Annotated in this window: 20 protein-coding genes; 11 read left to right on the top strand and 9 right to left on the bottom strand. The window is 68.9% G+C overall.

The features are described from left to right. Nucleotides 1-50: 50 nt before the first annotated feature. The 3 genes from E5S66_RS05420 to E5S66_RS05410 all read right to left on the bottom strand — a co-directional run bounded on the left by E5S66_RS05420 (nt 51) and on the right by E5S66_RS05410 (nt 5,096). On the bottom strand, nt 51-2,576 hold the full coding sequence (locus tag E5S66_RS05420; RefSeq protein WP_138348208.1) for a TonB-dependent receptor: 2,526 nt from the start codon (nt 2,574-2,576) through the stop codon (nt 51-53). A gap of 81 nt (nt 2,577-2,657) precedes the next feature. Further along, on the bottom strand, nt 2,658-4,703 hold the full coding sequence (locus tag E5S66_RS05415) for a tetratricopeptide repeat-containing sulfotransferase family protein (RefSeq protein ID WP_342777274.1): 2,046 nt from the start codon (nt 4,701-4,703) through the stop codon (nt 2,658-2,660). 39 nt (nt 4,704-4,742) lie between these two features. Beyond that, complete coding sequence (locus E5S66_RS05410; protein WP_028838879.1) at nt 4,743-5,096, bottom strand: GFA family protein; 354 nt, start codon at nt 5,094-5,096, stop codon at nt 4,743-4,745. 95 nt (nt 5,097-5,191) lie between these two features. Here E5S66_RS05410 and E5S66_RS05405 point away from each other — a divergent pair, with 95 nt between their 5' ends. The 3 genes from E5S66_RS05405 (at nt 5,192) to E5S66_RS05395 (ending at nt 8,958) form a co-directional block, all read left to right on the top strand. Then, the gene (locus tag E5S66_RS05405; protein ID WP_138348206.1) at nt 5,192-7,390 is read left to right on the top strand and encodes a M1 family metallopeptidase; all 2,199 of its coding nucleotides are present in this window, start codon (nt 5,192-5,194) and stop codon (nt 7,388-7,390) included. An 8-nt stretch (nt 7,391-7,398) separates the two neighbouring features. After that, nucleotides 7,399-8,289, top strand: coding sequence for a hypothetical protein (locus E5S66_RS05400; RefSeq protein WP_138348204.1), 891 nt, complete (start codon nt 7,399-7,401; stop codon nt 8,287-8,289). 165 nt (nt 8,290-8,454) lie between these two features. Continuing rightward, a complete protein-coding gene (locus E5S66_RS05395; RefSeq protein ID WP_138348202.1) occupies nt 8,455-8,958 on the top strand; it encodes a response regulator in 504 nt (167 codons plus the stop codon). Between the two features lie 73 nt (nt 8,959-9,031). Here E5S66_RS05395 and E5S66_RS05390 read toward each other — a convergent pair whose 3' ends face one another. Then, a complete protein-coding gene (locus tag E5S66_RS05390; RefSeq protein WP_138348201.1) occupies nt 9,032-9,739 on the bottom strand; it encodes a glycine zipper 2TM domain-containing protein in 708 nt (235 codons plus the stop codon). Between the two features lie 269 nt (nt 9,740-10,008). Between E5S66_RS05390 and fusA the strand changes: the two genes are divergently transcribed. Beyond that, entirely contained in the window at nt 10,009-12,057 is a 2,049-nt protein-coding gene (gene fusA / locus E5S66_RS05385; RefSeq protein ID WP_138348199.1) for an elongation factor G, read from the top strand. Between the two features lie 66 nt (nt 12,058-12,123). Further along, nucleotides 12,124-12,735 carry a hypothetical protein gene (locus E5S66_RS05380; RefSeq protein ID WP_138348197.1) on the top strand — a complete coding sequence of 204 codons (612 nt, stop codon included), beginning with the start codon at nt 12,124-12,126 and terminating at the stop codon, nt 12,733-12,735. Nucleotides 12,736-12,803: 68 nt separating this feature from the next. Here E5S66_RS05380 and E5S66_RS05375 read toward each other — a convergent pair whose 3' ends face one another. Beyond that, on the bottom strand, nt 12,804-13,268 hold the full coding sequence (locus tag E5S66_RS05375) for an SET domain-containing protein (RefSeq protein WP_138348195.1): 465 nt from the start codon (nt 13,266-13,268) through the stop codon (nt 12,804-12,806). Nucleotides 13,269-13,379: 111 nt separating this feature from the next. Then, a complete protein-coding gene (locus E5S66_RS05370) occupies nt 13,380-13,631 on the bottom strand; it encodes a hypothetical protein (protein ID WP_138348193.1) in 252 nt (83 codons plus the stop codon). Between the two features lie 181 nt (nt 13,632-13,812). Between E5S66_RS05370 and E5S66_RS05365 the strand changes: the two genes are divergently transcribed. The 6 genes from E5S66_RS05365 (at nt 13,813) to E5S66_RS05340 (ending at nt 20,120) form a co-directional block, all read left to right on the top strand. After that, nucleotides 13,813-14,763: an alpha/beta hydrolase gene (locus E5S66_RS05365; RefSeq protein ID WP_138348192.1), complete on the top strand. Its 951-nt coding sequence runs from the start codon at nt 13,813-13,815 to the stop codon at nt 14,761-14,763. A 65-nt stretch (nt 14,764-14,828) separates the two neighbouring features. Beyond that, nucleotides 14,829-15,278, top strand: coding sequence for an SUF system Fe-S cluster assembly regulator (locus tag E5S66_RS05360; protein WP_138348190.1), 450 nt, complete (start codon nt 14,829-14,831; stop codon nt 15,276-15,278). An 11-nt stretch (nt 15,279-15,289) separates the two neighbouring features. Beyond that, a complete protein-coding gene (gene sufB / locus E5S66_RS05355; protein ID WP_138348188.1) occupies nt 15,290-16,735 on the top strand; it encodes a Fe-S cluster assembly protein SufB in 1,446 nt (481 codons plus the stop codon). A 51-nt stretch (nt 16,736-16,786) separates the two neighbouring features. Further along, on the top strand, nt 16,787-17,548 hold the full coding sequence (sufC, locus tag E5S66_RS05350; RefSeq protein ID WP_138348186.1) for a Fe-S cluster assembly ATPase SufC: 762 nt from the start codon (nt 16,787-16,789) through the stop codon (nt 17,546-17,548). Continuing rightward, complete coding sequence (gene sufD, locus E5S66_RS05345; RefSeq protein WP_138348184.1) at nt 17,548-18,807, top strand: Fe-S cluster assembly protein SufD; 1,260 nt, start codon at nt 17,548-17,550, stop codon at nt 18,805-18,807. Before sufC ends, sufD begins: the two co-directional genes overlap by 1 nt. Before the next feature lie 74 nt (nt 18,808-18,881). Then, nucleotides 18,882-20,120, top strand: a complete 1,239-nt coding sequence (locus E5S66_RS05340) for a cysteine desulfurase (protein WP_138348692.1) — start codon at nt 18,882-18,884, stop codon at nt 20,118-20,120. A gap of 60 nt (nt 20,121-20,180) precedes the next feature. Here the strand turns inward: E5S66_RS05340 and E5S66_RS05335 are convergent, their stop codons facing one another. From E5S66_RS05335 to E5S66_RS05325, 3 genes are all read right to left on the bottom strand, one after another. Beyond that, entirely contained in the window at nt 20,181-20,609 is a 429-nt protein-coding gene (locus E5S66_RS05335; RefSeq protein WP_028838865.1) for a hypothetical protein, read from the bottom strand. Between the two features lie 9 nt (nt 20,610-20,618). Continuing rightward, a complete protein-coding gene (locus E5S66_RS05330) occupies nt 20,619-21,803 on the bottom strand; it encodes a hypothetical protein (RefSeq protein ID WP_138348690.1) in 1,185 nt (394 codons plus the stop codon). Nucleotides 21,804-22,150: 347 nt separating this feature from the next. Next, nucleotides 22,151-23,776 (bottom strand): phosphoethanolamine transferase, encoded by a 1,626-nt coding sequence (locus E5S66_RS05325; protein WP_138348182.1) that lies wholly within the window; start codon nt 23,774-23,776, stop codon nt 22,151-22,153. Nucleotides 23,777-23,845 lie beyond the last annotated feature (69 nt).

Raw genomic sequence — 23,845 nt, 5'->3', positions numbered from 1 at the left:
AAAGGCGGCCGAGGCCGCCTTCTCCGTTGCATCGTCCGGTCGGCGCCGGATCAGAACTCCTTGCTGACCCGCACCCCGAACGTGCGCGGCTGCGCAATCACCGTGTAGGGCTCCGCGCCACAGGTCAGCGCGGCGCACTGGGCGAACCGGCTCATCTGCGCGCGCTCGTCGAAGGCGTTCTTCAGGAACAGGTCGACCGACCAGCTGTCCTTGCGCCAGCCCGTCGACAGGTCGACCAGCGTGTAGCCATCGAGATAGCCCAGCAACGCGGTTTCGGCACCGCGCATGTCCACCCGCCGCTTGCCCGCGTGCGACAGCGAAGCCTGCCAGTACGCCTCGCCCGAGCCCAGCTCGAAGCTGTAGCGGGCACTCAGCGCACCCTTGAAGCGCGGCGTCACCGGCAGCGAGGTGCCGGCCGCGGCCTGCGGGCCGTCCACCGCATCGCCGTTCGGGTCCAGCGTGCCGGCAGGGCAGACGGTTTCCGGCTTGCCGTCCGGCTTCAGCCAGCCGCAGAAGTTCTCGGTCAGCTTGGCGTCGTACCAGGCGAAACTGCCGGTGAACTGCAGGTTGTAGGTGGCCGCCCAGCTCAGGTCCAGTTCCACGCCATCGATCCGCGCCTGGTTGGCGTTGCGGATTTCGGTCAGCCCGTTCTGGCCCAGGTAGGAGAACTGGAAGTCCTTCCAGTTCTCGCGGAACACCGCGCCATTGAAGATCAGCGTGCCGTCCGCCCACGAGGTCTTCCAGCCGGCCTCGTAGTTGGTTAGGAAGTCGGAGACGTACGGCGGCAGCGTGCCGCGACGGTTGATGCCGCCGGGCCGGTAGCCCTGCGACCAGGTGGCGTACACCAGCTTCTTGTCGTCGATCTTCCAGGTGGCGTTGAGGCGATAGGTGGCGTCGTTCTCCTTGACCTGTTTGTCCACCACCTTGCACGGGGCGCCGTCGTACGGCTCCCAGTTCGAGGGCGCGCCGTACTGCGCCAGGCAGCCGGCCTCGCCGTAGCGGTCGGCCGGATCCAGGCTGCTGCCGGAGGAATAGCCGTTGGCGAAGCCGAAGTAGCCCTTCAGCCCGTTCTCGGAGCGGAACCAGCGGCCGCCCGCAGTCAGTTCCAGCTTGTCGGTGGCATCGAAGCTGACCTGGCCGAACACCGCCTGGTCGCGGTCGCGGCGATCCTGCTGGGTCAACCAGATGGTTTCCGGCCAACCGCTCACCGACAGATCACTCGCCAGGCCGTCGATGCGGTAGCGCTGCTCGATGTCGTGGCTCTGCTGCTGCCAGAACAGGCCCGCCACCAGCCGCACCCGGTTGTCCTGCGGCGAGGCGATGCGCAGCTCGTGGCTGGTGCGCTTGTAGCCGTCCTTGGCATCGATGTGCTGGGCCGGGTTGATCAGATCGCCGTTGTCGTCATAGAAGTAGGCGCCGTAACCGGCCAGCGCGTCATACCAGTAGCCGTAGTCGCTGTAGTCGGACGCGGAATCGACGTCGCGCTTGAGGTGCGAGAACACGTAGGTCAGGTCGAAGTTGCCGATCTTGCCTTCCACCGTCATTGCCGCCTGGTACCAGCGGTCGTCGGAGAACTCGGGGTAGAAGTGCTTGACCGCCATCTCGCCGCTGGAAGCGTCGTAACCGGCGGCGGCGCTGCCCACCATCGGGTCGATGCCGGCGCTGCCGTAGGCCTTCTGCTTCTGCGCGATGACGTGCGGGGTGATGGTCCAGCGGTCGTTGATGTCGAAGCGCAGCGCCGCGCGCATGCCGACGGTATCGGCGGTGTTGTAGTTCTTCTCCGCCAGGTCGGCGTTGTCGTCGACGATGCCCGAGGTGGGATAGGTGCGGGTGCCGTGCAGGTTGTCGACATAGCCGGCGTCGTGCTTCTGCCAGCCCACCAGGCGCACCGCCGCGGTGTTCTCCTTGATCGGCAGGTTGACGAAGCCTTCCAGCACGTGGCCGATGCCGCCGCCGTCGATGGCGTTGACCTCCGCTGCCACGCCGGCCGAGAACCCGGACGGATCGGGCTTGCGGGTGATGATGCGCACCGTGCCCGACTGCGAGCTGGCGCCGTACAGAGTGCCCTGCGGACCGGCCAGCGCCTCGACCCGGTCGATGTCGTACATGTGGATGTCGAGCGCACCCTGGATGGTGGTGATCGGCTGCTCGTCCAGGTACATGCCCACGCTGGGCTGCGAGCCGGAGTGGTTGCCGTCGCCGCCGCTGGCCACGCCGCGCATGTACACCTGCACGAAGCCCGGTCCGGAGAACACGCCGCCGCCGGCGGTGCCGTAGCTCAGGCTGGGGATCATCTTGGCGTAGTCGGCGAACGAAGCGACGTTCTGCTGCTCGAGCTGGGAATTGCCCAGCACCTGCAGGCTGATCGGCACCTTCTGCAGGTTTTCCTCGCGCTTCTGCGCGGTCACCGTGACGGTATCAAGGGTGCGTGCCTCGCGCTCCTTCTGCGGCGGCGCGGCATCCTGCGCCCAAGCCGGCGCGGCGAACGCCAGCGCCACCGCGGCGGCCAGCGGGATCCTGCGGAAACTGCGGTATGTATCGCCGTTACGCCGGCGATTGCGTTTGCTTGCTTGCATCGTGGACTCCCCTCCAGTTGTGGCACTCATCGTTGTTGTGCGGTGTCGCAGCCCCCCTGCCGCTCGACCGATTACGCACCTTCAGCGCCAGGCCGGCAACTCCGCGGCCGGCGGCACCGCCGGATAGCGGGTCAATACCGGCCCCAGCGCCTGTTCCAGCGGCCCCAGCCACGGCGCGAAATGCCGCCACTGGTCCAGCCCCTCGCGGTAGATCGGCCGGCGCACCTGTTCGGAACTGGCGGTGCGCACCGCCCGCTCGTTCTCGAAAAAGCGCAGGCAGCGCTGGTCGAATTCCAGCCCGCAGTAGTCCAGCAGCGCGCGCACCTGCGCCTCGGTGTCGGCCACCATGTCCTCGTAGATCACGCGGTGGACGCGGCCCGGCAGCACTTCGTCGAAGTGCGCCATCAGCGCCACGTAGTCGGCGTAGTAGTGGCCCATGTCGGCCAGACCGTAGCTGAAGGCCTGGCCGCGGGCGAAATGCTGCTTGAAGTTGGAGAAGCAGCAGGCCAGCGGGTGCCGGCGCGCATCGATGATCTTCGCGTTCGGCAGGATCGCCTGGATCAGGCCGACGTGGGCGAAGTTGTTCGGCATCTTGTCGATGAACAGCGGCCGTCCCTCGCGCCGGTGCGGCTGCGCCCGGCGCAGGTAGTCCCGGCCCAGCGTTTCCAGCTCGGCGCGGTCCAGCCCGGCCAGCACGTCGTGATAGGAGGTGGTCTCCGGATTGCCGTCGCGCTGGCGCAGCTCGCGGGTGATCGCGATCAACGCCGGCAGCTCCATCGTGCCTTCCACCCGCGGGTGGCTGGAGAGGATCTGCTCGATCAGGGTGGAGCCGGCGCGCGGCATGCCGACCACGAAGATCGGATCCGGGGCCGTGCACCCCGCGCCTTCGCGCTCGGCGAAGAAGTCGCGGGTGTAGGTGCGGATGGCGCGGCGGGTGCGCTCGCGGCCCAGCGCGGCGTCGAACGGCAGCTGGCTGCGCCGCAGCGCGTTGCCACGGGCGTAGTGGACGAACGCTTCGCCGTGGTCGCCGGCATCCTCCATCGCCTTGCCGAGCGCGAACTCGAAATGCAGGCGGGCGTCGTCGTCGAGGTCGTTGCGGCGCAGCTGCGCGCGCATCGCCTCGATGTCGGCGGCGTCGAAGCGCACCGTCTTGAGGTTGGCCAGGCTCCACCACGCGCCGCCGAAGCCGGGGTTCAGCGCGATCGCGCGGCGGTACGCGGCCACCGCATCGGCGCTGCGGTTGGCGGTCTTGAGCGCATGGCCGTAGCCCAGCCAGACCTGCCACTGGGCCGGGGCGCGCGCCAGCACGGCTTCGTAGGTGTCGATGGCACCGTCGAAATCGCCCAGCTTGCCCAGCACCACCGCGCGCATGTTGCGCAGCGGCTGGTTGCCCGGATCGCGCTCCAGCAGGCGGTCGATCTCGGCCAACGCCTCGGCGTGGCGGTTGCCACGGTTGAGCACGGCGGCGTAGTTCTGGCGCGCGGCATCGAAGCCGGGCGCGCGCTCCAGCGCATGTTCCAGCAGCAGCGCGGCTTCCTCGTTGCGGCCCAGCCGCACCGCCAGCTCGGCCAGCATGCGCAGCGCCGCCACGTCGCCGGGCTGGCGCGCCAGCCGCGCACGCAGGCGGGTTTCGGCCTCGGGCAGGTCGCCGCGGGCCAGTGCATCGGCGGCCACCATCAGCGCCGGATCGTGCGCGCTGTGGCGCACATGCTGGAGGTAGGCGGCATCGGCGCCGTCGTCGTCACCGGCGGCGAAACGCAGGTCGGCCAGCGCCAGCCAAGCACCGGGCAGGGCCGGCTGCAGCGCCACCGCGCGCTCGGCGCAGGTCAGCGCGTCCACCCGGCGGCCGGCGCCGGTGCGCGCCCGCGCCAATTCCAGCCAGGTCATCGCCGAGCGGGGCTGCGCGCGTGCCAGCCGGTCAAGCCGCTGCTGCGCGGCGTCGAAGTCGCCGCGTGCGGTGTCAGCCATGCCCAGCAGCAGTTCGGCAGCGGGATGCCCGGGCGCCACCACCAGCACCTCGCGGGCCTGCTCCGCGGCCAACGCGGGGTCGGCGGCCAGCAGCTGCAGGGCGTTCGCCAGCGCGCGCTCGACGTCGGCGGTCGGTGCCGGGGCGGTCATGGTCTGCATGCGCGTCCCCGTCCCATGTCCGTCGCCCGTCCCTGCACGTCAGCGGCTTGCGCCGTCGTAGGCGGTGACCTTCAGCGACGACAGGTCGAGGTCCGGCAGGCAGCGCAGATTGACCGCCGCCATCGCCTCGCCGCTGCGCGGATCGATGCCCTCGCTGAAGGGCGCCACCCCGCAGGTCGGGCAGAAGTGATGGTGGATGGCATGGGTGTTGAAGGTGTAAGTCGCCATGTCGGCTTCCGGCGTGCGCAGCACCAGCGCCTCGCGCGGGAAGAACGCCAGCAGGCCGCCGCGGCGGCGGCACAGCGAGCAGTTGCAGTCGATGGCCGCCTCGATCGGGCCTTCAACGGTGAACGCGATCGCGCCGCAATGGCAGCTGCCCTGGTGGATTGTCATGCCCTCTCCCGTCGGCCGTGACTACCGGCATGTTGCCACGTCCCGCCGCTTCGCACATCGTGGCGGCAACCTTGCCCGCATTCACCGGAGAACCCATGCACAGCCAACGGGTCGCAGTCGCCCTGTCCACCTTGCTCGCGCTGTCATCGGTTCCATTGCTGGCCAAGACTCCCGTCGCTGCCGCGCCCGGCGCGTCAGCCACCAGCTGCCCCGCCATCCCGCTGGCCGCCGCCGACGCAGGTGCGGTGCGCGCACCCAGCGGCGCGGACGCCTGGGGCGGGCCGCGCAAGGCCGACGCCGCCACCCTGTCGGATCGCGTGGCCTCGTATTCCATCGACGCCGAGCTGGACCCGGTCAAGCACACCCTGCGCGGCAAGCAGCAGCTGAGCTGGCGCAACCGCAGTGCGCAGCCGGTATGCAGCGTCTATGTGCACCTGTACCTCAACGGCTTCGACGGCCCCGGCAGCACCTTCATGACCGAGCAGCGGGCCAGCAGCAGCGGCTTCCGCAGCAACGTCGCCACCAAGGACGGCGAGTACGGCTACATCCGTCTCGACAAGGTGGTGCAGAACGGCGCGCCGGCGAAATGGAGCTTCGTGCAGCCGGACGGCGGCCCGAAGACCGACCGTAGCGTGGTCCGCATCGACCTGCCGCAGCCGGTGGCGGCGGGGGCAACCACCACGCTGGACATCGACTTCTTCGACCAGCTGCCGCGGGTGGTGGCGCGCACCGGCTACTACGGCAGCTTCCACCTGATCGCGCAGTGGTTCCCGAAGATCGGCGTGCTGGAACTGCCGGGCGAGCGTGGCGCCACCGCGCCGCGCTGGAACGCGCACGAGTTCCACCTGCACAGCGAGTTCTTCGCCGATTTCGGCAGCTACGACGTGCGCCTCACCGTGCCGAAGGACTACACCGTCGGCGCCACCGGCCAGCAGGTCGGCGCACCGGTGACCAAGGACGGCAAGACCACCCACCGCTACGTCCAGCACGACGTCCACGACTTCGCCTGGACCGCCGACAGGCGCTACGCCAAGCCGCTGGTGAAGACCTGGCAGGGCCCGCGCGGACCGGTCGAGGTCAAGGTGCTGTACACCCCCGACTACGCCTCCAACGCGGAGCCCGTGCTGCAGGCCACCATCGACTCGCTGGACTATTTCTCGAAGACGCTCGGCCCGTACCCGTACAAGACCGCCACCGCGGTGGTGCCGCCCTACGGCGCCGACGAAGCCGGCGGCATGGAATATCCGACCTTCTTCACCGCCGACAGCACCAAGATGGTGGAACCCGGCAGCATCGGCCGCTGGATGCTGGACTTCGTCACCGTGCACGAGTTCGGCCACGGCTATTTCTACGGGATCCTCGCCTCCAACGAGTTCGAGGAACCGATGCTCGACGAGGGCATGAACGAGTACTGGGACCAGCGGATGATGACCGCGCGCAGGCAGGACCTGGCGCTGGAGCGTCCGTGGACGCGTTGGCTGGGCATCGGCACCCGCCTGGCCCCGTTCGACATGGAACGGCTGGGCGCCAGCCTGTCCGACCCGGCTGACCCGCTGGGCCGCAACTCGTGGGCGCGCCTGTCCAGCGGCAGCTACGGCACCGTGTATTCGCGCACTGCCACCGCCATGCGCCAGATCGAGATGCTGGTTGGCACGCCGGCGATGGAACGGGCGATGAAGCTCTATTACGAGCGCTGGAAGTTCCGCCACCCCTCGCTGGCCGACCTGCGCGAGGCGCTGGCCGAGGGCACCGGCAAGCCGGCCATTGTCAACGGCGCGTTCGATGCCTACTTCTACGGCACCGGCCGCACCGACGACCGCATCGAAAGCCTGTCCAGCCGCGAAGTGCTGCCGCTGCCGGGCTACCACGAGTACAAGGGCAAGCCGGTACTGGTCGATGGCAAGGCCATCGACAAGGCCATCGAGAAGCGCCGCAAGGCCTGGAAGGACAAGCACCCGGAAGCGAAGGACGGAGAAGGCGCCTTCCCCTACCGCACCGTGGTGGTGGTGCGTCGCGACGCGATCAAGCCGCCGCAGACCCTGCGCATCAGCTTCGCCGACGGCAGCCACCGCGACTTCGCGGTCACCTCGCAGGAAAGCTGGCAGCGCTTCGTGGTGACCACGCGCGCCAAGGCGACCTCGGCCCAGCTGGATCCGCAGGGACTGCTGCGGATGGATGCCAGCCGCCTCAACGACAGCCGCACGCTGGAGTCGCAGCCGGCCGCGGCACGCCGCTGGTTCGGCGATTTCACCGCCCTGCTGCAATCCTTCTTCGCCCTGCTGGCCACCATCTGAGGCGCGCCATGAACATCACCAATCGTCCGCTGCGTGCCCGCTCCGCCCTGCCCCGCGCCCTTGCCGGCGCCCTGCAGTGGCGCCTCCTGCTGCTCTGGGTAGTGGCCGCCCTGTGCTCCTCCCTGCTCGCCACGCTGCCCGCATGGAGCTGGCTGGGCGGCCTGCTCGACCACTCGCTGCAGGCGCCCGCCATCGCCGCGGGCACCGCGCCGACGCTGCTGGTCGAAAGCCTGATGGCGGAAGGCGCGCCGCTGGCGGTGCTGTCCGAAGGCATCTGGAACAGCGCAATCCTGATGCTGCTGCTGTCGCCGCTGCTGGCCGGCGCCACCGTCGTCGCCGCACGCAGCCCCACCCCATTGCGCTTCGGCGAGCTGCTGCGCGGCGGCATCGGCGAATACGGCCCGATGCTGCGCCTGCTGCTGTGGTCGGTGATCCCGCTCGGCGCCGCCGCGGCGATCCTGGCGGCCGGCGTGGGCCTCAACGGCAAATTGCACGAAGAGGCCATCGTCGCCGCCGACGTCGAACAGGGCCGCAACATCGCGCTGGCGGTCGGCGGCCTGCTGTTGCTGCTGGCGCACGCCGGCATCGAGGCCGGGCGCGGCTGGCTGGCTGCCGATGCGCGGCTGCGCTCGGCGTTCAAGGCGTGGTGGCGCGGGGTGAAGCTGCTGTGCCGGCGCCCGCTGGCGGTGCTTTCCGCCTACCTGCTGCCGACGGTATGCAGCCTGCTGCTGGCGCTGCTCGCGGTGGCGCTGCGCCAGCGTGTGGACGCCAGCGGCCTGGGCGGTTTCGTGCTGGCGCTGCTGCTGGGCTGCGCCATCGCCGGCGCGCTGGCCTGGGGCAAGGTGGCGCGGCTGTTCGCCCTGCGCGCGCTGGCGGAGGACGCCCACGCCCGCCGTTGACCCGGCGGGTTCACGGTAAGATGCCGCCCGGGGACAATCTGGGGAAGCCGCGGCGTGGGATTTTTCGACCTGTTCAAGCGTGTCCGCCCACAGCAGGGCGGATCGGCTGCGGCGCCGACGCCCGCGGCAAGGCCTGCTTCACCGGCCACGGAAGCTGCGTCGCAGTTGCAGGCGGATGCGGACAATGCCGAAGCCGCGCACGGCGGCGTCCTCGAGCGTCGCGAGCGCGAGCGCCGCAACGCCCGCCCGGGCCTCCGCATCCTGGTGGTCGACGATTCGCCGACCATCGTCGCCCTGCTCAAGCGGATGCTGCTGCAGAACCATTTCGAAGTGCTGGTGGCCTACGACGGCGAGAGCGCGCTGGAGATCGCCCGTCGCGAACACCCCGACCTGATCTTCCTCGACATCGTCCTGCCCGGCATCGATGGTTTCAGCGCGCTGCGCAAGCTGCGCCGGGATGAAGTCACCCACGACGTGCCGATCATCATGATCAGCGGCAACGCCCAGGCCACCGAGCAGTTCTACGTGCAGCGCATCGGCGCCGACGACTTCATGAAAAAACCCTTTTCGCGCGCGGAAGTGTTCAGCCGCATCGAGCACCTGCTGGACGAACAGGGCGTGCCGCGCCACGCCAACCGCCGCACCGAGATCGCTGCGGCCACGCGCTGAAGGCGCACCCCAGCGCCGGCAAAAACGAAGAAGGGGCCGCAGGGCCCCTTCTCCATTCGTGCGATCAAGACGCTTACTGCGGCTCCACCCCGACCAGCACGCGGACACGCTCGCCCGGGTGGTAGTCCATGCGCCGGGTGTAGCGGCGGCCGTTGTACTCGTAGGTCACGTCGTATCCGCCGGCACCGCCATCGCGATAGCCCGAACCCGGATAGCCACTGCGTACCGGCTCGGGATCGCAGACCCGCACCGTGCCGACCTGGCGGCGACCGCGCTGGTTCTGGTCGTAAATCTCGCGCCCGGCCATGCCACCCAGCATCGAACCCACCGCCGCCGCGGCGTAGCTGCCGCTGCCGCCGCCGACCTTGCTGCCCAGCACCGCGCCGGCAATGCCACCGACCACGGTGGCGACGTTGCGCCCGGTCTCGCCGCCATAGCCATAGCGTCCATCGTTGCGGCCGTCATAGCCGCCGTAGCGACGGTCGTAGCCATCGTTGCGATAGCCATCGTAGCGGTCGTCGTTGCGATAGCCGCCGTCGCGATAGCCATAGCCGCCGGCAGTGGTGGTTTCGTAGCAGCGACGGTCGCTGCCGTAGCCCTGGCGATAGCCACTGCCGCCCAGCACCGGGTCGACCCGGATCACCCGCGCGTAGTCGTAATAACGGTCGCCTTCGGCCTGGACCGAACCGTCGTAACGGCCGTAGCCCGCCGACTGGGCGAACGCGACGTTGCCGCCGGCGGCAAGGCCAAGGGCGAGCAGGCTGGCGATAACACGCTTCATGGCAGTTTCCGGTCGCCGGGAAAGGGAAAGGGCCGGCGCGGTTTGCAGATTGCGCAGACATGCTTGACGCGAAGCTGAACCGGGCGTGCGCGGGCAAATCCGTTTAGCGCGGCGACAGCCGTCCGATGCTGCAGCGCAAGACGACAATCGCCGCCGCTGCGCTAAGGTGAATGCCCGCCATGACCGCCCGCCGAGCGCCCAACGCTCCGGCGCGAAACGCGGACAGCCATGACGCCACGTCCATTCGCACGCGAAGGAGGAACGGGCTCATGTCCTATTCGACCCAACAAATCCGCAACGTGGCCCTGGCGGGCCACCCCGGCGCCGGCAAAACCACCCTGTTCGAAGCCCTGCTGCATGCCGGTGGCGCACTCCAGACGGCAGGCACGGTGGAACGCGGCAATACCGTGTCCGACTTCGATCCGCTCGAACGCGAACGCGGCCATTCGATCGATGCCGGCATCGCCAGCGTGGACCGCGGTGGGCTGCACCTGAACCTGCTCGACACCCCCGGCTATCCCGATTTCCGCGGCCCCGCGCTGGGCGCGCTGGCGGCGGTGGAAACCGTGGCGGTCGTGGTGGATGCCGACACCGGCATCGGCCACGGCACCCGCCGGATGATGGAGTACGCCAAACAGCGCGGGCTGTGCCGCGCCATCGTGATCAACAAGATCGACCATGCCGGCCACGACCTGGCCGCGCTGCTGGACCTGCTGCGGGTGGAATTCGGCGCCGAGCTGCTGCCATTGAACCTGCCGGCGGACGACGGCGCGCGGGTGGTCGATTGCTTCCGCAGCCAGCAGGGCGAAAGCGATCTTGGCGCGGTGGCGGACTGGCACCAGAAGATCATCGACCAGGTGGTGGAGATCAACGAAACGGTGATGGACCATTACCTCGACGTCGGCGAGGGCGGCCTGTCCGGCGCGGAGCTGCACGACGCCTTCGAGCAGTGCCTGCGCGAAGGCCACCTGGTGCCGGTGTGCTTCGTCTCCGCGCGCAGCGGCGTGGGCGTGCCGGAATGGCTGGACATCGCCGAGACGCTGTTCCCGCATCCCGGCGAAGCCAACCCGCCGCCGTTCGTGAAGGGCAGCGGCAACGGCGCGCAGCCGGTCGATGCGCGCCCCGACCCGGACGCGCACGTCATCGCCGACGTGTTCAAGATCGTCAACGACCCGTTCGTCGGCAAGCTGGGCATCTTCCGCGTCTACCAGGGCACGGTGCGCAAGGACATGCAGCTGTTCGTCGACGACGGCCGCAAGCCGTTCAAGGTGGCGCACCTGTTCCGGCTGCGGGGCAAGGACCATATCGAGATCAGCCAGGCGGTTCCCGGCGACATCGCCGCGGTGGCGAAGATCGACGAACTGCATTTCGATGCGGTGCTGCACGATTCGCACGACGAGGACCACATCCACCTCGCGCCGATGGCATTCCCGAAGCCGATGTTCGGGCTGGCGGTGGAACCGGCCAGCAAGGGCCAGGAACAGAAGCTGGCGACCGCGCTGCACAAGCTGGCCGAAGAAGACCCGGCGTTCGCGGTCGAGCACAACGGCGAAACCAACGAGACGGTGATCCGCGGCCTGTCCGATCTGCACCTGCGGGTGATGCTGCAGCGACTCAAGGATCGCTTCGGGGTGGAGGTGAACACCCATCCGCCGCGCATCGCCTACCGCGAAACCATCAGCGGCAGGGCCGATGGCCACCACCGGCACAAGAAGCAGACCGGCGGCGCCGGCCAGTTCGGCGAGGTGTTCCTGCGCATCGAGCCGCTGCCGCGCGGCGCCGGCTTCGAGTTCGTGGACGAGGTGAAGGGTGGCACCATCCCCGGCCAGTTCCTGCCCGCGGTGGAAAAAGGCGTGCGCCAGGTGCTGGCCGGAGGCGCGGTGGCCGGCTTCCCGATCCAGGACGTGCGGGTGGTGGTCTACGACGGCAAGCATCATCCGGTGGACAGCAAGGAGGTCGCCTTCATCGCCGCCGGCAAACGTGCCTTCCTCGATGCCATCGGCAAGGCGCAGCCGCAGGTGCTGGAGCCGATCGTGGAGCTGGAAGTCAGCGCACCCGAGCAGCACATGGGCGATGTCAGCGGCGGTCTTGCGTCCAAGCGCGCCCGCATCAGCGGCACCGACACCCTGCGCGGCGGCGACATCCTGATCCGCGCGCAGGTGCCGCTGTCGGAACTGGAGGGCTATGCCGCGGAGCTGAAATCCGCCACCGCCGGGCGCGGCCGCTACGCGCTGGACTTCAGCCACTACGAACCGGTGCCGGCGCCGATGCAGAAGAAGCTGGCGGAGGCGTACAAGCCCCACCACGACGAGGACTGAGCGCTCCGTCGCAGCTGGTTTCACGGATGCGCGCTATCGTGCGCGCATCCGCTTCCGGACCACGCCATGCACCGTTTCCGTCTCCTGTCCGCCGTGCTGCTGGCCGCGCTGCTGGTCGCCTGCGGCGACCGCGAACCCGCCGGCGAAGACGCCACTCTCACCGAAGAGAGCCTGCCGAAGCCGGAGGCGAACGGCGGCTCTGCGACCGGCATGCCCGCGCCCCGCGCATCGACCCCCGACCCCGGCCGCGTCGAAGACGCCCAGCCCGCCCCGGCGACGCCAAGCGACGGCATCGCGCCATCGACCACCGACGCATCCACCGCCCAGACCGAGCCGGGCGTCGAAGCCGCGGTCGCGGTGTTGCGCGACTACTACGCCGCCATCAACGCCCGCGACTTCGCACGCGCGCATGCACTGTGGCGGCAGAATCCGCAGACGGCGGCGCAGTTCGCCGACGGCTTCGCCGGCACCACCGGGGTGAGCGTCGAGATCGGCGCGCCGGGGCCCATCGACGCGGGCGCCGGCCAGCGCTTCATCGAAATCCCGGTGAAGCTGGCCGCCGGCCAGAGCGACGGCCGCATCGACCACTACACCGGCCGTTATGTCCTGCACCGCAGCGTGGTCGAGGGCGGCGATCCGGGCTGGCGGATCGAACGCGCGACCCTGGCGAAGCAATAGGGCGGCGACCGCCTCACGGCTTGCACCAGGCGCTGGCCCCGCGCAGGAAAGCGATACGCCGCAAGCGCTCAGCGCTTGGGCTTGAGCATGGTGCCGGTGCAGTCCTTCGAGCCGCAGCGGCAGGCCCAGATCTTCTTCAGCCGCGGGGTGTGGCGCTCTGCCAGGGTGATGCCGTAGTCGTAGGTCAGCTCTTCGCCGGGCTTGATGGCGCGTACCGCCTCGATGAACACGCGCGACCTCTTCGGCTCGGCCTCGTCCTCCACCATCACCGCCTCGCAGTTCGGCGCGCAGCTGTGGTTGATCCAGCGCGCGTCGTTGCCCTCGAAGTTGGCATCGATCACCCAGTCCTCGTTGAGGGTGAACAGGAAAGTGTGGCCACTCTCGATGTCGCCGCTGTCGCCGGCGTCCACCTCTTCGTGGCTGCGGCGGCGGCCCTTGTATTCGATCAGGCGCTCGCCCTTGTCGATCGGCAGGGCGGCGAATACGCCGTTGCCGTGGATGGCGGACTTGCGGGTGGCGATCTTCTTCGGCATCGGTGCGGCGCGGCTTGGGGAAGGGCCATTGTGCCCAGCCGCGCCGTTCCCGTCACCGCGTGTCCGACCGATCGACGCGTGCACTCGCCATCGATCCGCGGCGGCTGCCAGTCAGCGCAACAGCCAGCCGGCGGCGCCGCTCCAGTACAGCGCCATGCCGATGCCGAACAGCGTCCACAACAGCTTCCTGGCGCTACGCCCCACCCGCCAGAGCAGGAACACGGCGCCGCCCACCAGCAGCCAGCGCAACAACCGCGAACGCTCCGGACCGGGGGCGGCGCTGGCCGCGCGCTCCACCAGTTCTCCCACGCTGGCCTGCAGCTGGTCGGCGAATGCCGTGCGGGATCGGGTCTGGGTCTGCATGGGACTCTCCTGCGTCCGGATTGGACGCCGCCCATTTTCCGCAGCCGTGTTGCCGGCGGCAGGGGACGTCGTCAGCCATCGCGGCTGACAGCTGTCATCCGTGGAACCTGCGCGCCCCCGCGTCAACGGCCGGCGGCTTCGATGCGTTGCCGCTGTGTCCCCCAACGCAGGAACGCCCGCCATGTCCCAGCGCCTTCCCCTCTTCGTCGGCCTGCTCGCGCTTTGCATGCTCGCCACCACCAGTGCCCCGCTGCCGGCACAGCAGCGGCTGCGCGAACGCATCCTGCAGCGGCAGCAGCCGCAATCCGAAAACGCCGGCCGTGGCGAACGCGCGTCGCTGCCACCGGGTGTGCGCGTCGAACGCGAGATCGCCTACGGCCCGGATCCGAGGCAGCGCTACGACGTCTACCTGCCGGCCCGCACGCGGCCGGATGCGCCAATCCTGTTCATGGTCCACGGCGGTGGTTGGCGCCGCGGCGACAAGCGCATGCCCAGCGTCGTCGGCAACAAGGCCGCCTACTGGCTGCAGCGCGGCTTCGTGTTCGTGTCCGCCAATTACCGGATGCAACCCGATGCGGATCCACTCGCGCAGGCCGGCGACGTGGCGGCCGCGCTGGCCTCGGTGCAGCGGCGCGCCCGCCAGTGGAACGCCGATCCGGCGAAGACGATCCTGATGGGCCATTCCGCCGGCGCGCATCTGGTGGCGCTGCTGGGCAGCGATCCCGGTCACCTGCTGCAGGCCGGCACGCATCGTCCGCTGGGCGTGGTGCCGCTGGACAGCGGCGCGCTGGACGTCCCCGCGCTGATGAACCAGCCGCGGCTGCCGCAGCTTTATCGCGATGCGTTCGGCAGCGATCCGGCTTACTGGCGCTCGGTCTCGCCGCAACAGCAGCTTGCACGTGGCGCGCTGCCGATGCTGCTGGTCTGCTCCAGCGGCCGCCGCTTCCCGACTTCTCCCTGCGCCGAGGCCCGCGGCTTCGCCGCTCGCGCCGCCGCCCTGTCGGTGCCGATGCAAGTGCTGCCGGAAGCGCTGGAACATGGCGAAATCAACGACCAGCTGGGCCAGCCATCGGCCTATACCGACGCCGTTTCGGCATGGATCCAGCGCGCCTTGATGCAGGTCAGGCGCTGAAACTTGGCGGCGGGGGCGCCAAAACGTACAATTTCAGTCCAGATTCCCCCGCCTGCCCAACCGCCATGCTCCGCGTCACCCGGCTGACCGATTACGCCACTGTTGTCATGACCGTACTTGCCGCACGGCCGGATGCGGTGCTGAGCGCACCGGAGCTGGCCGAACGCGCCGGGCTGGAAGCGCCCACGGTGGCCAAGGTACTCAAGCCGCTGGCCGCCGCCGGGCTGGTGGCAGGCTTCCGCGGCGCCAACGGCGGCTACCGGCTGGCGCGCCCGGCCGAAGCGATCAGCCTGTTCGAAATCGTGGAAGCGATGGAAGGCCCGCTGGGGATGACCGAATGCAGCGTGCCCAGCGGCCAGTGCGGCATCGAGCACAGCTGCGGCGTTCGCGCCAACTGGCGCCGCATCAACGACGTGGTGGCCGAAGCGCTGGGCAACATCTCGCTGGCGCAGATGCTGGAACCACCGCAACGACCCGCGCGCGGGCGCATCGCCGCCCGCCTGACGCGGGCCTGAGGAACACCCCCATGAACGAACCGCAGAACGCGCAGATCCACGCCCAGCTGGGGCGCAAGTACGATGCCGGCTTCATCACCGACATCGAAACCGATTCGCTGCCGCCGGGCCTGAGCGAGGACATCATCCGCGCGCTTTCGGCCAAGAAGCACGAGCCGGAATGGATGACCCAGTGGCGGCTGGAGGCCTACCGCCACTTCCTGACCATGTGCCAGCCCGATTGGGCGAAGCTGCAGATCGGCCCGATCGACCTGCAGGCGCTGAGCTACTACAGCGCGCCCAAGGGCCCGAAGTACAAGTCGCTGGACGAGGTGCCGAAGGAACTGCTGGACACCTACGACAAGCTGGGCGTGCCGCTGCACGAGCGCGCCAAGCTGGCCGGGGTGGCGGTGGACGCGGTGTTCGACTCGGTCAGCGTGGGCACCACCTTCAAGAAGGAACTGGCCGCGGTCGGGGTGATCTTCACCTCGATGAGCGACGCCATCCTCAACCACCCGGAGCTGGTGAAGAAGTACCTCGGCACCGTGGTGCCGGTGGGCGACAACTACTTCGCCGCGCTCAATTCGGCGGTGTTCTCCGACGGCAGTTTCGTCTACATCCCCAAGGGCGTGCGCTGCCCGATGGAGCTGAGCACCTATTTCCGCATCAACGCCGGCCACACCGGCCAGTTCGAGCGCACCCTGATCATCTGCGAGGACAAGGGCCACGTGTCCTACCTCGAGGGCTGCACCGCGCCGATGCGCGACGAGAACCAGCTGCACGCCGCGGTGGTGGAGCTGGTGGCGCTGGACGATGCCGAGATCAAGTACTCGACGGTCCAGAACTGGTACCCCGGCGACGAGAACGGCGTTGGCGGCATCTACAACTTCGTCACCAAGCGCGCCGAATGCCGCGGCGCGCGCAGCAAGGTGACGTGGACGCAGGTGGAGACCGGCAGCGCGATCACCTGGAAGTACCCCAGCTGCATCCTCACCGGCGACGACTCCACCGGCGAGTTCCACAGCGTGGCGCTCACCCACCATTACCAGCAGGCCGACACCGGCACCAAGATGGTGCACATCGGCAAGCGCACCAAGTCCAAGATCGTCAGCAAGGGCATCAGCGCGGGACGCGGCCAGAACACCTACCGCGGACTGGTGAAGGTCGCCGCCGGCGCCGACGGCGCGCGCAACCACACCCAGTGCGACAGCCTGCTGATCGGCAAGACCTGCGGCGCGCACACCTTCCCCTACATCGAGGTGAAGAACCCCAGCGCCACCGTCGAACACGAGGCGACCACCTCGAAGATCAGCGACGACCAGCTGTTCTACTGCCGCAGCCGCGGCATCGGCCAGGAAGACGCGGTGTCGATGATCGTCGACGGCTTCTGCAAGCAGGTGTTCCGCGAACTGCCGATGGAATTCGCGGTGGAAGCCAAGAAGCTGCTGGACGTGACGCTGGAAGGCGCGGTCGGCTGATTTTCTCCATCCCCCAGGGGACGGACTCGAAAGGACCTATTGGAAACGCACATGCTCAAGATCACCGACCTCCACGCCACCGTTGCCGGCAAGGAAATCCTCAAGGGTCTCTCGCTCAGCGTTGCGGCAGGCGAAGTGCACGCCATCATGGGCCCGAACGGCGCCGGCAAGTCCACGCTGGGCAACATCCTGGCCGGCCGCGACGGCTACGAGGTCACCGCCGGCACCATCGAGTTCGACGGCAAGCCGCTGCTCGATCTCGAGCCGGAAGAGCGCGCCGCCGCCGGCGTGTTCCTGGCCTTCCAGTACCCGGTGGAAATCCCCGGCGTCAACAACACCTACTTTCTGCGCGCGGCTTTCAACGCGCAGCGCAAGGCGCGCGGGCTGGAAGAACTGGACTCGATGCAGTTCCTCAAGAAGGTGCGCGAGAAACTCGCGGTGCTGCACCTGAAGGACGAACTGCTGCATCGCGGCGTCAACGAGGGCTTTTCAGGCGGCGAGAAGAAGCGCAACGAGATCTTCCAGATGGCGCTGCTGGAACCGAAGCTGGCGATCCTCGACGAAACCGATTCCGGCCTCGACATCGACGCGCTGAAGGCGGTGGCCGATGGCGTCAACGCGCAGCGATCAAACGAGCGTGCCTTCCTCGTCATCACCCACTACCAGCGCCTGCTCGACTACATCAAGCCGGACGTGGTGCACGTGCTGGCCAACGGCCGCATCGTCGAAAGCGGTGGCCCGGAGTTGGCGCTGCAGCTGGAAGAGCACGGCTACGACTGGATCAAGAACCGGCTGGCGCCGGAGGCCGCCTGATGGGCGCCCTGCTCGACTCGCTGGCCGCAGGCTTCGAGGGCGACGCCAGCCGCCGCGCGCTGCTGGACGAAGTGCTGCGCGACGGCCTGCCGCAGCGCGCGGAAAGCTGGAAGTACACCTCGCTGCGCCAGCTCGAGCGCCGCAGCTTCGCGCAGGCGCAGGCGGTGGCCATCGATGCCGCGCTGCTGGCCGCGATCCCGGCGCCGCGCATCGTCTTCGTCAACGGGCATTTCGATGCGGCATCGAGCGATTTGTCGGCGCTGCCCGCCGGCATCGAGGCAGGCCCGCTGTCGCGGCTGCTGCAAGGCGATGATCCGCGCGCGGTCAACTTCCTCGAACGCCGCTACCAGCGCATCGACGAACCCTTTGCCCGCCTCAACGCCGCGTTTGCACGCGAAGGCGCGGTCATCCGCGTCGATGCCGGGGTGCAGGTGGCATCGCCGCTGCATATCGTCCACGTCGGCGCGCCGCAGGACGGCGGCGATGCGGCCTGGCATCTGCGCCACTTTATCGAACTGCGCGAAGGCGCATCGCTGCAGCTGGTGGAACACGAACTGGCCGCGGGCGAACACGCCCACCTCGGCAATGCGATGCTGCATGCGCACGTCGCCCGAGGCGCACGCCTGTCGCACGTGCGCGTGCAGGACGCCGCCGCGCGCGCCAGCCTGTTCGCGCGCACCGACGCGGTGCTGGCAGGCGACGCCGGCTATGCGCGTACCGACCTGGAGCTGGGCGCGGCGCTGTCGCGACACGAGCTCAACGTGCGGCTGGAAGGCGATGGCGCATCGCTGCAGGCCGATGGCGTGCTGCTGGCCGACGGCCGCCGTCACGTCGATACCCGCCTCGGCATCGAACACCTTGCCCGCGACAGCCGCTGCAACCTGACCTGGCGCGGCCTGGCCGGCCAGCGCGGGCGCGCGGTCTTCCACGGCGGCATCACCATCCATCCCGGCGCCGACGGCACCGAGGCCGACCTGTCCAACAAGAACCTGCTGCTGTCCAACGAGGCGGAGGTCGACACCCAGCCGGTGCTGGTGATCAATGCCGACGAGGTCAAGGCCGCGCACGGCGCCACGGTTGGCCAGCTCGATGCCACCGCGCTGTTCTACCTGCGTTCGCGCGGCCTGCCCGAGCCGCAGGCGCGCGCACTGCTGACCGGCGCGTTCTGCCGTGAGGTGCTGAACGCGATCAGCGACGACACCACGCGGGCACTGGCCGACGCCGCATTGGGACGCGCGCTGGCGAAGCTGGGCGCGTGAACGTGAACGGCGAAAAGCAACCCCTCCCCAACCCTCCCCTGCAAGCTGGGGAGGGGGCTGTGTCTGACGCTCCCCTGCACGCAGGGGAGGGAGACAGGCCCATCGACTGGGCGGCGGTGCGCGGCGACTTCCCGCTGCTGCAGCGGCAGGTCCACGGCAAGCCGCTGATCTATTTCGATGCCGCCAACACCGGGCAGAAGCCCGAGGTGGTGATCGCCGCCACCGACGACTTCTACCGCCGCCACAACGCCAACGTCAGCCGCGCGGTGCACGCACTCGGCAGTGAGGCCACCGAGGCCTATGAAGGCGCACGCGACAAGCTGGCGCGCTTCCTCAACGTGCGCACCGACGAGCTGATCCTGTGCAGCGGCACCACCTTCGCCATCAACCTGGTGGCGTATTCCTGGGGCCTGCCGCGGCTGAAGGCCGGCGATGCCATCCTCGTCACCCGCATGGAGCATCACGCCAACATCGTGCCGTGGCAGCTCATCGCCCAGCGCACCGGCGCCACCATCAAGGTGGCGGAGCTGCAGCCGGACGGCAGCCTGGATCTTGATGCGCTGCATGCGGCGATGACGCCGGACGTGAAGCTGCTGGCGCTGGCCCACGTCAGCAACGTGCTCGGCACCATCAATCCGGTGACCGGGATCTGCCGTGAAGCGCGCAAGCGCGGCATCGTCACCGTCATCGACGGCTCGCAGGCCGCACCGCACATGCCGGTGGACATCGCCGCCATCGGCTGTGACTTCTACGCCGTCACCGGCCACAAGATGAGCGGCCCCACCGGCACCGGCGCGCTGTGGGCGCGGCGCGAGCACATCAATGCAATGCCGCCGTTCCTGGGCGGCGGCGAGATGATCAAGGAGGTGCGTTTCGACGGCACCGTGTTCAACGAAGGCCCGCACAAATTCGAGGCGGGTACGCCGAACATCGCCGGCCATGTCGGGCTCGGCGCAGCCTGCGACTATCTGGCCGGCATCGGCATGGCCAATATCGCCGCGCGCGAACAGGCCCTGCTGGCGCATGCCACCGAAGAAATGCTGAAGATCGACGGCCTGCGCCTGTATGGCACCGCGCCGCACAAGGCTGCAGTCATCAGCTTCGCGATCGCGGGCACGCATTCGCACGACCTTGCCACCCTGCTCGATCTCGAGGGCGTGGCGGTACGCAGCGGCCAGCACTGCGCGCATCCGCTGCTGCAGTGGCTGGGCGTGGGCACCACCTGCCGCGCCTCGCTGGCGTTCTACAACACGCACGAGGAAATCGATGCGTTCGTCGCGGCGCTGCGCAAGGTGAAGCGCCTGCTGGCATGAAAAAACCCGCGTCGCATGGCGCGACGCGGGCTTCAGGATGCCCGGTGGATCCCGTCGGGATCAGGGCTTGAACACGACCTTGACGCTGCCGTCCACGGCGGCATCGCTGATGTAGCCCACCGCCGCCGGATTGTCGCCCAGCGCTGCCTTGACCGCCGCATCGCCCGACACCTTGCGCGGCGGCTGCGCCTTGCCGGTGAAGGTGAGCTGCGACCAGTACGCCTTCATCTGCGCGGCGGACTTGTCGGCCACCTTGTCGTAGAACTCGTTGCGCACGGCCGCGCCTTCCGCTTGGTCGATCGGCTTGGCCACCCGTCCGTTGGGCAGGGCGTCGGTCTTGGCCATGAAGATCTGCGCCACCTGCGCCTTGCTCAGCGAGGACACATCGCTTTTCGACGACATCACCACCACCACGCCGGCCTGCGCCACCGAGGTGACCGACAACAGGACGGCCAGCAGGGCCATGCGCCGCTTGAAAGGAAGATTCATGGATTCACCTCAGAAGACGAAGTCGACGGAGGCCGACAGCAGGCTGTAACCGCGGCCCGGCTGGAAACCCGGCTGGATGTTGTCCAGGCTGCCGAACGAACCGGCATGGTTCTGGACGCGGCTGGCCTGGAACTTGACGGCGACATTGTCGCGCACGTCCCAACGCAGCGCCGCCGAGTAGCTGTGGCGGTTGGCGTTGTTGCTGGCGACGGCGCCGTTGAGCAGGCCGAACGGGTCGAGCGCGCCCGGCATTTCCTGCCCGCGCACGTCCACGTGCGCCACCGTCAGCGACGGCGTCAGGCTGCCATGGCGATAGCCCACGCTGGCGTAGCCCGAGGTGGTCTTGCCGCTGATCGACGGCGCGTAGTCGGCGCGGATGACCTCGCTGCGCAGGAACCAGTCGCCCGGATCGTAGCTGTAGCCGATGCCGCTGAAGCTGCCGTCCACGTCGCGCGGGTCGAGCCGCGTGGCCATCGCCGCCAGCGCCGGGATCGGCAGATTGCGATAGGTATCGAACAGCGCGTCGATGTCATCGGTGACGTACTGCACGCGCCCGAGGATGTGGCTGGCGCGGAAGCTGGACGCGCCCTTGTCCACCGTCACGGCCACGCCGCGCATGGCGTTGACTTTGGCCTTCTCGGAATCGATGCGGCCGTAGAAGCCCTGGATGCCGATGACCGCGTCGCCGGCGCTGATGTTGTACTGCCCTTCGATGCCATCCATCGGCAGCAGGTAGTTGTAGACCTCCTGCGGCGGGCGCGCCCACGGCATCGCATAGCCGACGCGCTGGTACTCGGACAGCATGTACAGCGGCGCCGAAATGCGTCCGAGGCGGGCGCTGAAAGCGGACGAGAAGCGGTACTTGACGTGCGCCAGGGTGATCTCCGGGCGGTACGACTTGGTCACCGCGTACTCGCTGACGGCCTGCACCACGCCGGTGAAGTTGTCAGTGAAGTTGGCGTTGAACTGCACGCCGACCCGCGAGTCCAGCCTGCCGGACGTGGCATCGCTGGCACCGACGCCGCGGTCGGTCTGGAAGTCGGAGGTCACGTCGGCCTTGTCTTCGCTGGAATGGGCGACGCCCAGCGTGCCGAAGCCGCTCAGCTTGAAGCGGTCGTCGCCATCCTGCGCCTGTACGCCCTGCGCGAGCGCAAGGCCGATCGCCAGCGCGATCCATTGTTTTTTGAGTTGCATGGGCATGCCCTTGTTCTGGCTGTGGGGGGAGGTCCGGTCACATCGAACCGGCCGCGTCCGTTATCCAGACGCAGCCGTATGGCCTCGCCCCGGATAACGGCGCCCGACCTGCGGAGTTGAGCGCCATCCGCCTGAACAGCGATGGCGATCACGGTTGCGGCCGGCCCAACCCGGCTCTGGCCGGCACGTGCGAGCCTTGGCGACAGCAGACCCCGGCACTGTTCCAACGGTTCACCGCTGCGGCCGGATCGAACGCCGCGACGGCAGCATCAGGCGGATGGCTGCGTGGCCCGATCCGCCCTTTGCCGCATGTCAGCGGCAAGCCGGCGTGTTCCTTGAAGCGCGCCTCAGCGCGCCCGGCAATCGGCCAGCAGGTCGCGCTGGCGGCGGTACACCGACGTCTGCACGTCGAATACCCCCAGCACGGTCGAGAATAGGTGGTCGTGGCTGGCGGGACGCTTTGCCGTCTCGCGCAGGCAGGCCGCGTCGAGCCGCTCGCCGGCGACAAAACCGGGCGACATCCACAGCGTCATCGGCACGTGCAGCTGCGGCTTGGGCGCGATCGAGTAAGGCGCGCCGTGCAGGAACAGCCCGTATTCGCCCAGCGATTCGCCGTGATCGGACAGGTACAGCATCGCCGCGTCGTGGCCCTGCTGCTTCGCCAGCAGGTCGATCAGCTGGCCAAGCACCGCATCCGAATAGAGGATCGCGTTGTCGTAGGCATTGATGATTTCCTGCTGGGTGCAGCGCCCCAGCTCCGCGGTGCGGCAGACCGGCGTCCAGCGTTCGAACTTCGGCGGATAGCGTTCGAAGTAGTTCGGGCCGTGGTTGCCCAGCATATGCAGCACGATCAGTGCATCGCCGGGAACGGCGTCGACCCTGGCCTGCAGGCCGGACAGCAGGATCTCGTCGAAACAGCGTCCGTCCGCGCACAGCGCGGCGGCATCGGCAGGGCCCATCGTCTCCGAGCGCTGGCGGACGCAGATGCCCTTGCAGCCGGACTGGTTGTCGCGCCAGAGCACGTCCACGCCGGCGCGGGCAGCCACATCGAGCAGCGATTCATGGCCGCGGATGGCATCGCGGTCGTAGCGTTCGCGTCCGAATGGCGAAAACATGCAGGGCAGCGACACCTCGGTGCTGGTGCCGCAGGCGGTCACGTCGGGGAAATTGATCACGCCGCGCGCGGCCAGTTCCGGGGTGGTCTGGCGGGCGTAGCCGTTCAGGCCCCAATGATCACCGCGCACCGTTTCGCCGACCACCAGCACCAGCAGCCGCGGCCTGCGTGCCAACGCCTCGGGCGGGCGCCGCGCATCCGCGCCGACCGCCTGCACCGGCCCGCGCACTTTCGACGGTTGCAACACCCGCACCAGCGAGACGATGTAGTTGCCGGGGGTGATCTTGTAGCGCAGCGCGGGGTCGCTGCGCATCAGCGAGAACACGCCCTGCGAGGACACCCCGAGCGCACCCGCGGCCAGCAGCGCCATCGCCAGCAGGAAGCCGGCGCGGCGCAGCAGCGCGCGCCGCCAGCTGCGCGCCGGCAACGGCCGGGTCAGCAGCACCGCCACGGCCGGCAGCACGCCCAGCAGCAGCGCATGCAGGAGCATCCGCACCGACACCAGCTCGCGGCTCTCGGCCGGGTCGGTTGCCAGCACGTTGCGGATCATTTCCGGATCCAGCACCACCGCGTAGCGGGTCATGTACCAGTGGGCGAACGCGCTCACCACCAGCAGCAGGGCCAGCATCGGCCGCGCCAGCCTGCCCCAGCACAGCAGCCCGAACAGCAGCGCGTGCAGCGCGAACACCGCCACGCCCAGCGAAAGCAGCACCCGCAGCGAACCGCTGCCAGCCTGCACGGCCCCCCACAGCGAGCCGTTGAGGACAAGCACGAACCAGGCGCTGGCCAGCGCGGCCAGCGCTTCCGTGGACACGCGCGGACGCCACCAGGGGCCATCGCCGCTGGTGCGCAGGCGCATGTTCCGCAACAAATCCGTCACGCCGTTCTCCACCCGCAGTGGGTTCAATGGTATTGGCGCGCGACACTA

The organism is Thermomonas fusca (genome assembly GCF_005862345.1).
Classification (GTDB): Bacteria; Pseudomonadota; Gammaproteobacteria; order Xanthomonadales; family Xanthomonadaceae; genus Thermomonas; species Thermomonas fusca.
The sequence above is the reverse complement of the archived record's forward strand: the minus strand, read 5'-3'. Positions and strand labels throughout refer to the sequence as shown.

What these genes read in the sequence shown, in the direction of transcription:
- E5S66_RS05420 (WP_138348208.1), bottom strand. Translation starts at nt 2,576, where the DNA reads ATGCAAGCAAGCAAACGCAATCGCCGGCGTAACGGCGATACATACCGC.
- E5S66_RS05370 (WP_138348193.1), bottom strand. Translation starts at nt 13,631, where the DNA reads ATGCAGACCCAGACCCGATCCCGCACGGCATTCGCCGACCAGCTGCAG.
- sufC (WP_138348186.1), top strand. Translation starts at nt 16,787, where the DNA reads ATGCTCAAGATCACCGACCTCCACGCCACCGTTGCCGGCAAGGAAATC.
- fusA (WP_138348199.1), top strand. Translation starts at nt 10,009, where the DNA reads ATGTCCTATTCGACCCAACAAATCCGCAACGTGGCCCTGGCGGGCCAC.
- E5S66_RS05325 (WP_138348182.1), bottom strand. Translation starts at nt 23,776, where the DNA reads ATGCGCCTGCGCACCAGCGGCGATGGCCCCTGGTGGCGTCCGCGCGTG.
- E5S66_RS05365 (WP_138348192.1), top strand. Translation starts at nt 13,813, where the DNA reads ATGTCCCAGCGCCTTCCCCTCTTCGTCGGCCTGCTCGCGCTTTGCATG.
- E5S66_RS05360 (WP_138348190.1), top strand. Translation starts at nt 14,829, where the DNA reads ATGCTCCGCGTCACCCGGCTGACCGATTACGCCACTGTTGTCATGACC.
- E5S66_RS05405 (WP_138348206.1), top strand. Translation starts at nt 5,192, where the DNA reads ATGCACAGCCAACGGGTCGCAGTCGCCCTGTCCACCTTGCTCGCGCTG.
- E5S66_RS05390 (WP_138348201.1), bottom strand. Translation starts at nt 9,739, where the DNA reads ATGAAGCGTGTTATCGCCAGCCTGCTCGCCCTTGGCCTTGCCGCCGGC.
- sufD (WP_138348184.1), top strand. Translation starts at nt 17,548, where the DNA reads ATGGGCGCCCTGCTCGACTCGCTGGCCGCAGGCTTCGAGGGCGACGCC.
- E5S66_RS05375 (WP_138348195.1), bottom strand. Translation starts at nt 13,268, where the DNA reads ATGCCGAAGAAGATCGCCACCCGCAAGTCCGCCATCCACGGCAACGGC.
- E5S66_RS05380 (WP_138348197.1), top strand. Translation starts at nt 12,124, where the DNA reads ATGCACCGTTTCCGTCTCCTGTCCGCCGTGCTGCTGGCCGCGCTGCTG.
- sufB (WP_138348188.1), top strand. Translation starts at nt 15,290, where the DNA reads ATGAACGAACCGCAGAACGCGCAGATCCACGCCCAGCTGGGGCGCAAG.
- E5S66_RS05400 (WP_138348204.1), top strand. Translation starts at nt 7,399, where the DNA reads ATGAACATCACCAATCGTCCGCTGCGTGCCCGCTCCGCCCTGCCCCGC.
- E5S66_RS05335 (WP_028838865.1), bottom strand. Translation starts at nt 20,609, where the DNA reads ATGAATCTTCCTTTCAAGCGGCGCATGGCCCTGCTGGCCGTCCTGTTG.
- E5S66_RS05330 (WP_138348690.1), bottom strand. Translation starts at nt 21,803, where the DNA reads ATGCAACTCAAAAAACAATGGATCGCGCTGGCGATCGGCCTTGCGCTC.
- E5S66_RS05415 (WP_342777274.1), bottom strand. Translation starts at nt 4,703, where the DNA reads ATGCAGACCATGACCGCCCCGGCACCGACCGCCGACGTCGAGCGCGCG.
- E5S66_RS05410 (WP_028838879.1), bottom strand. Translation starts at nt 5,096, where the DNA reads ATGACAATCCACCAGGGCAGCTGCCATTGCGGCGCGATCGCGTTCACC.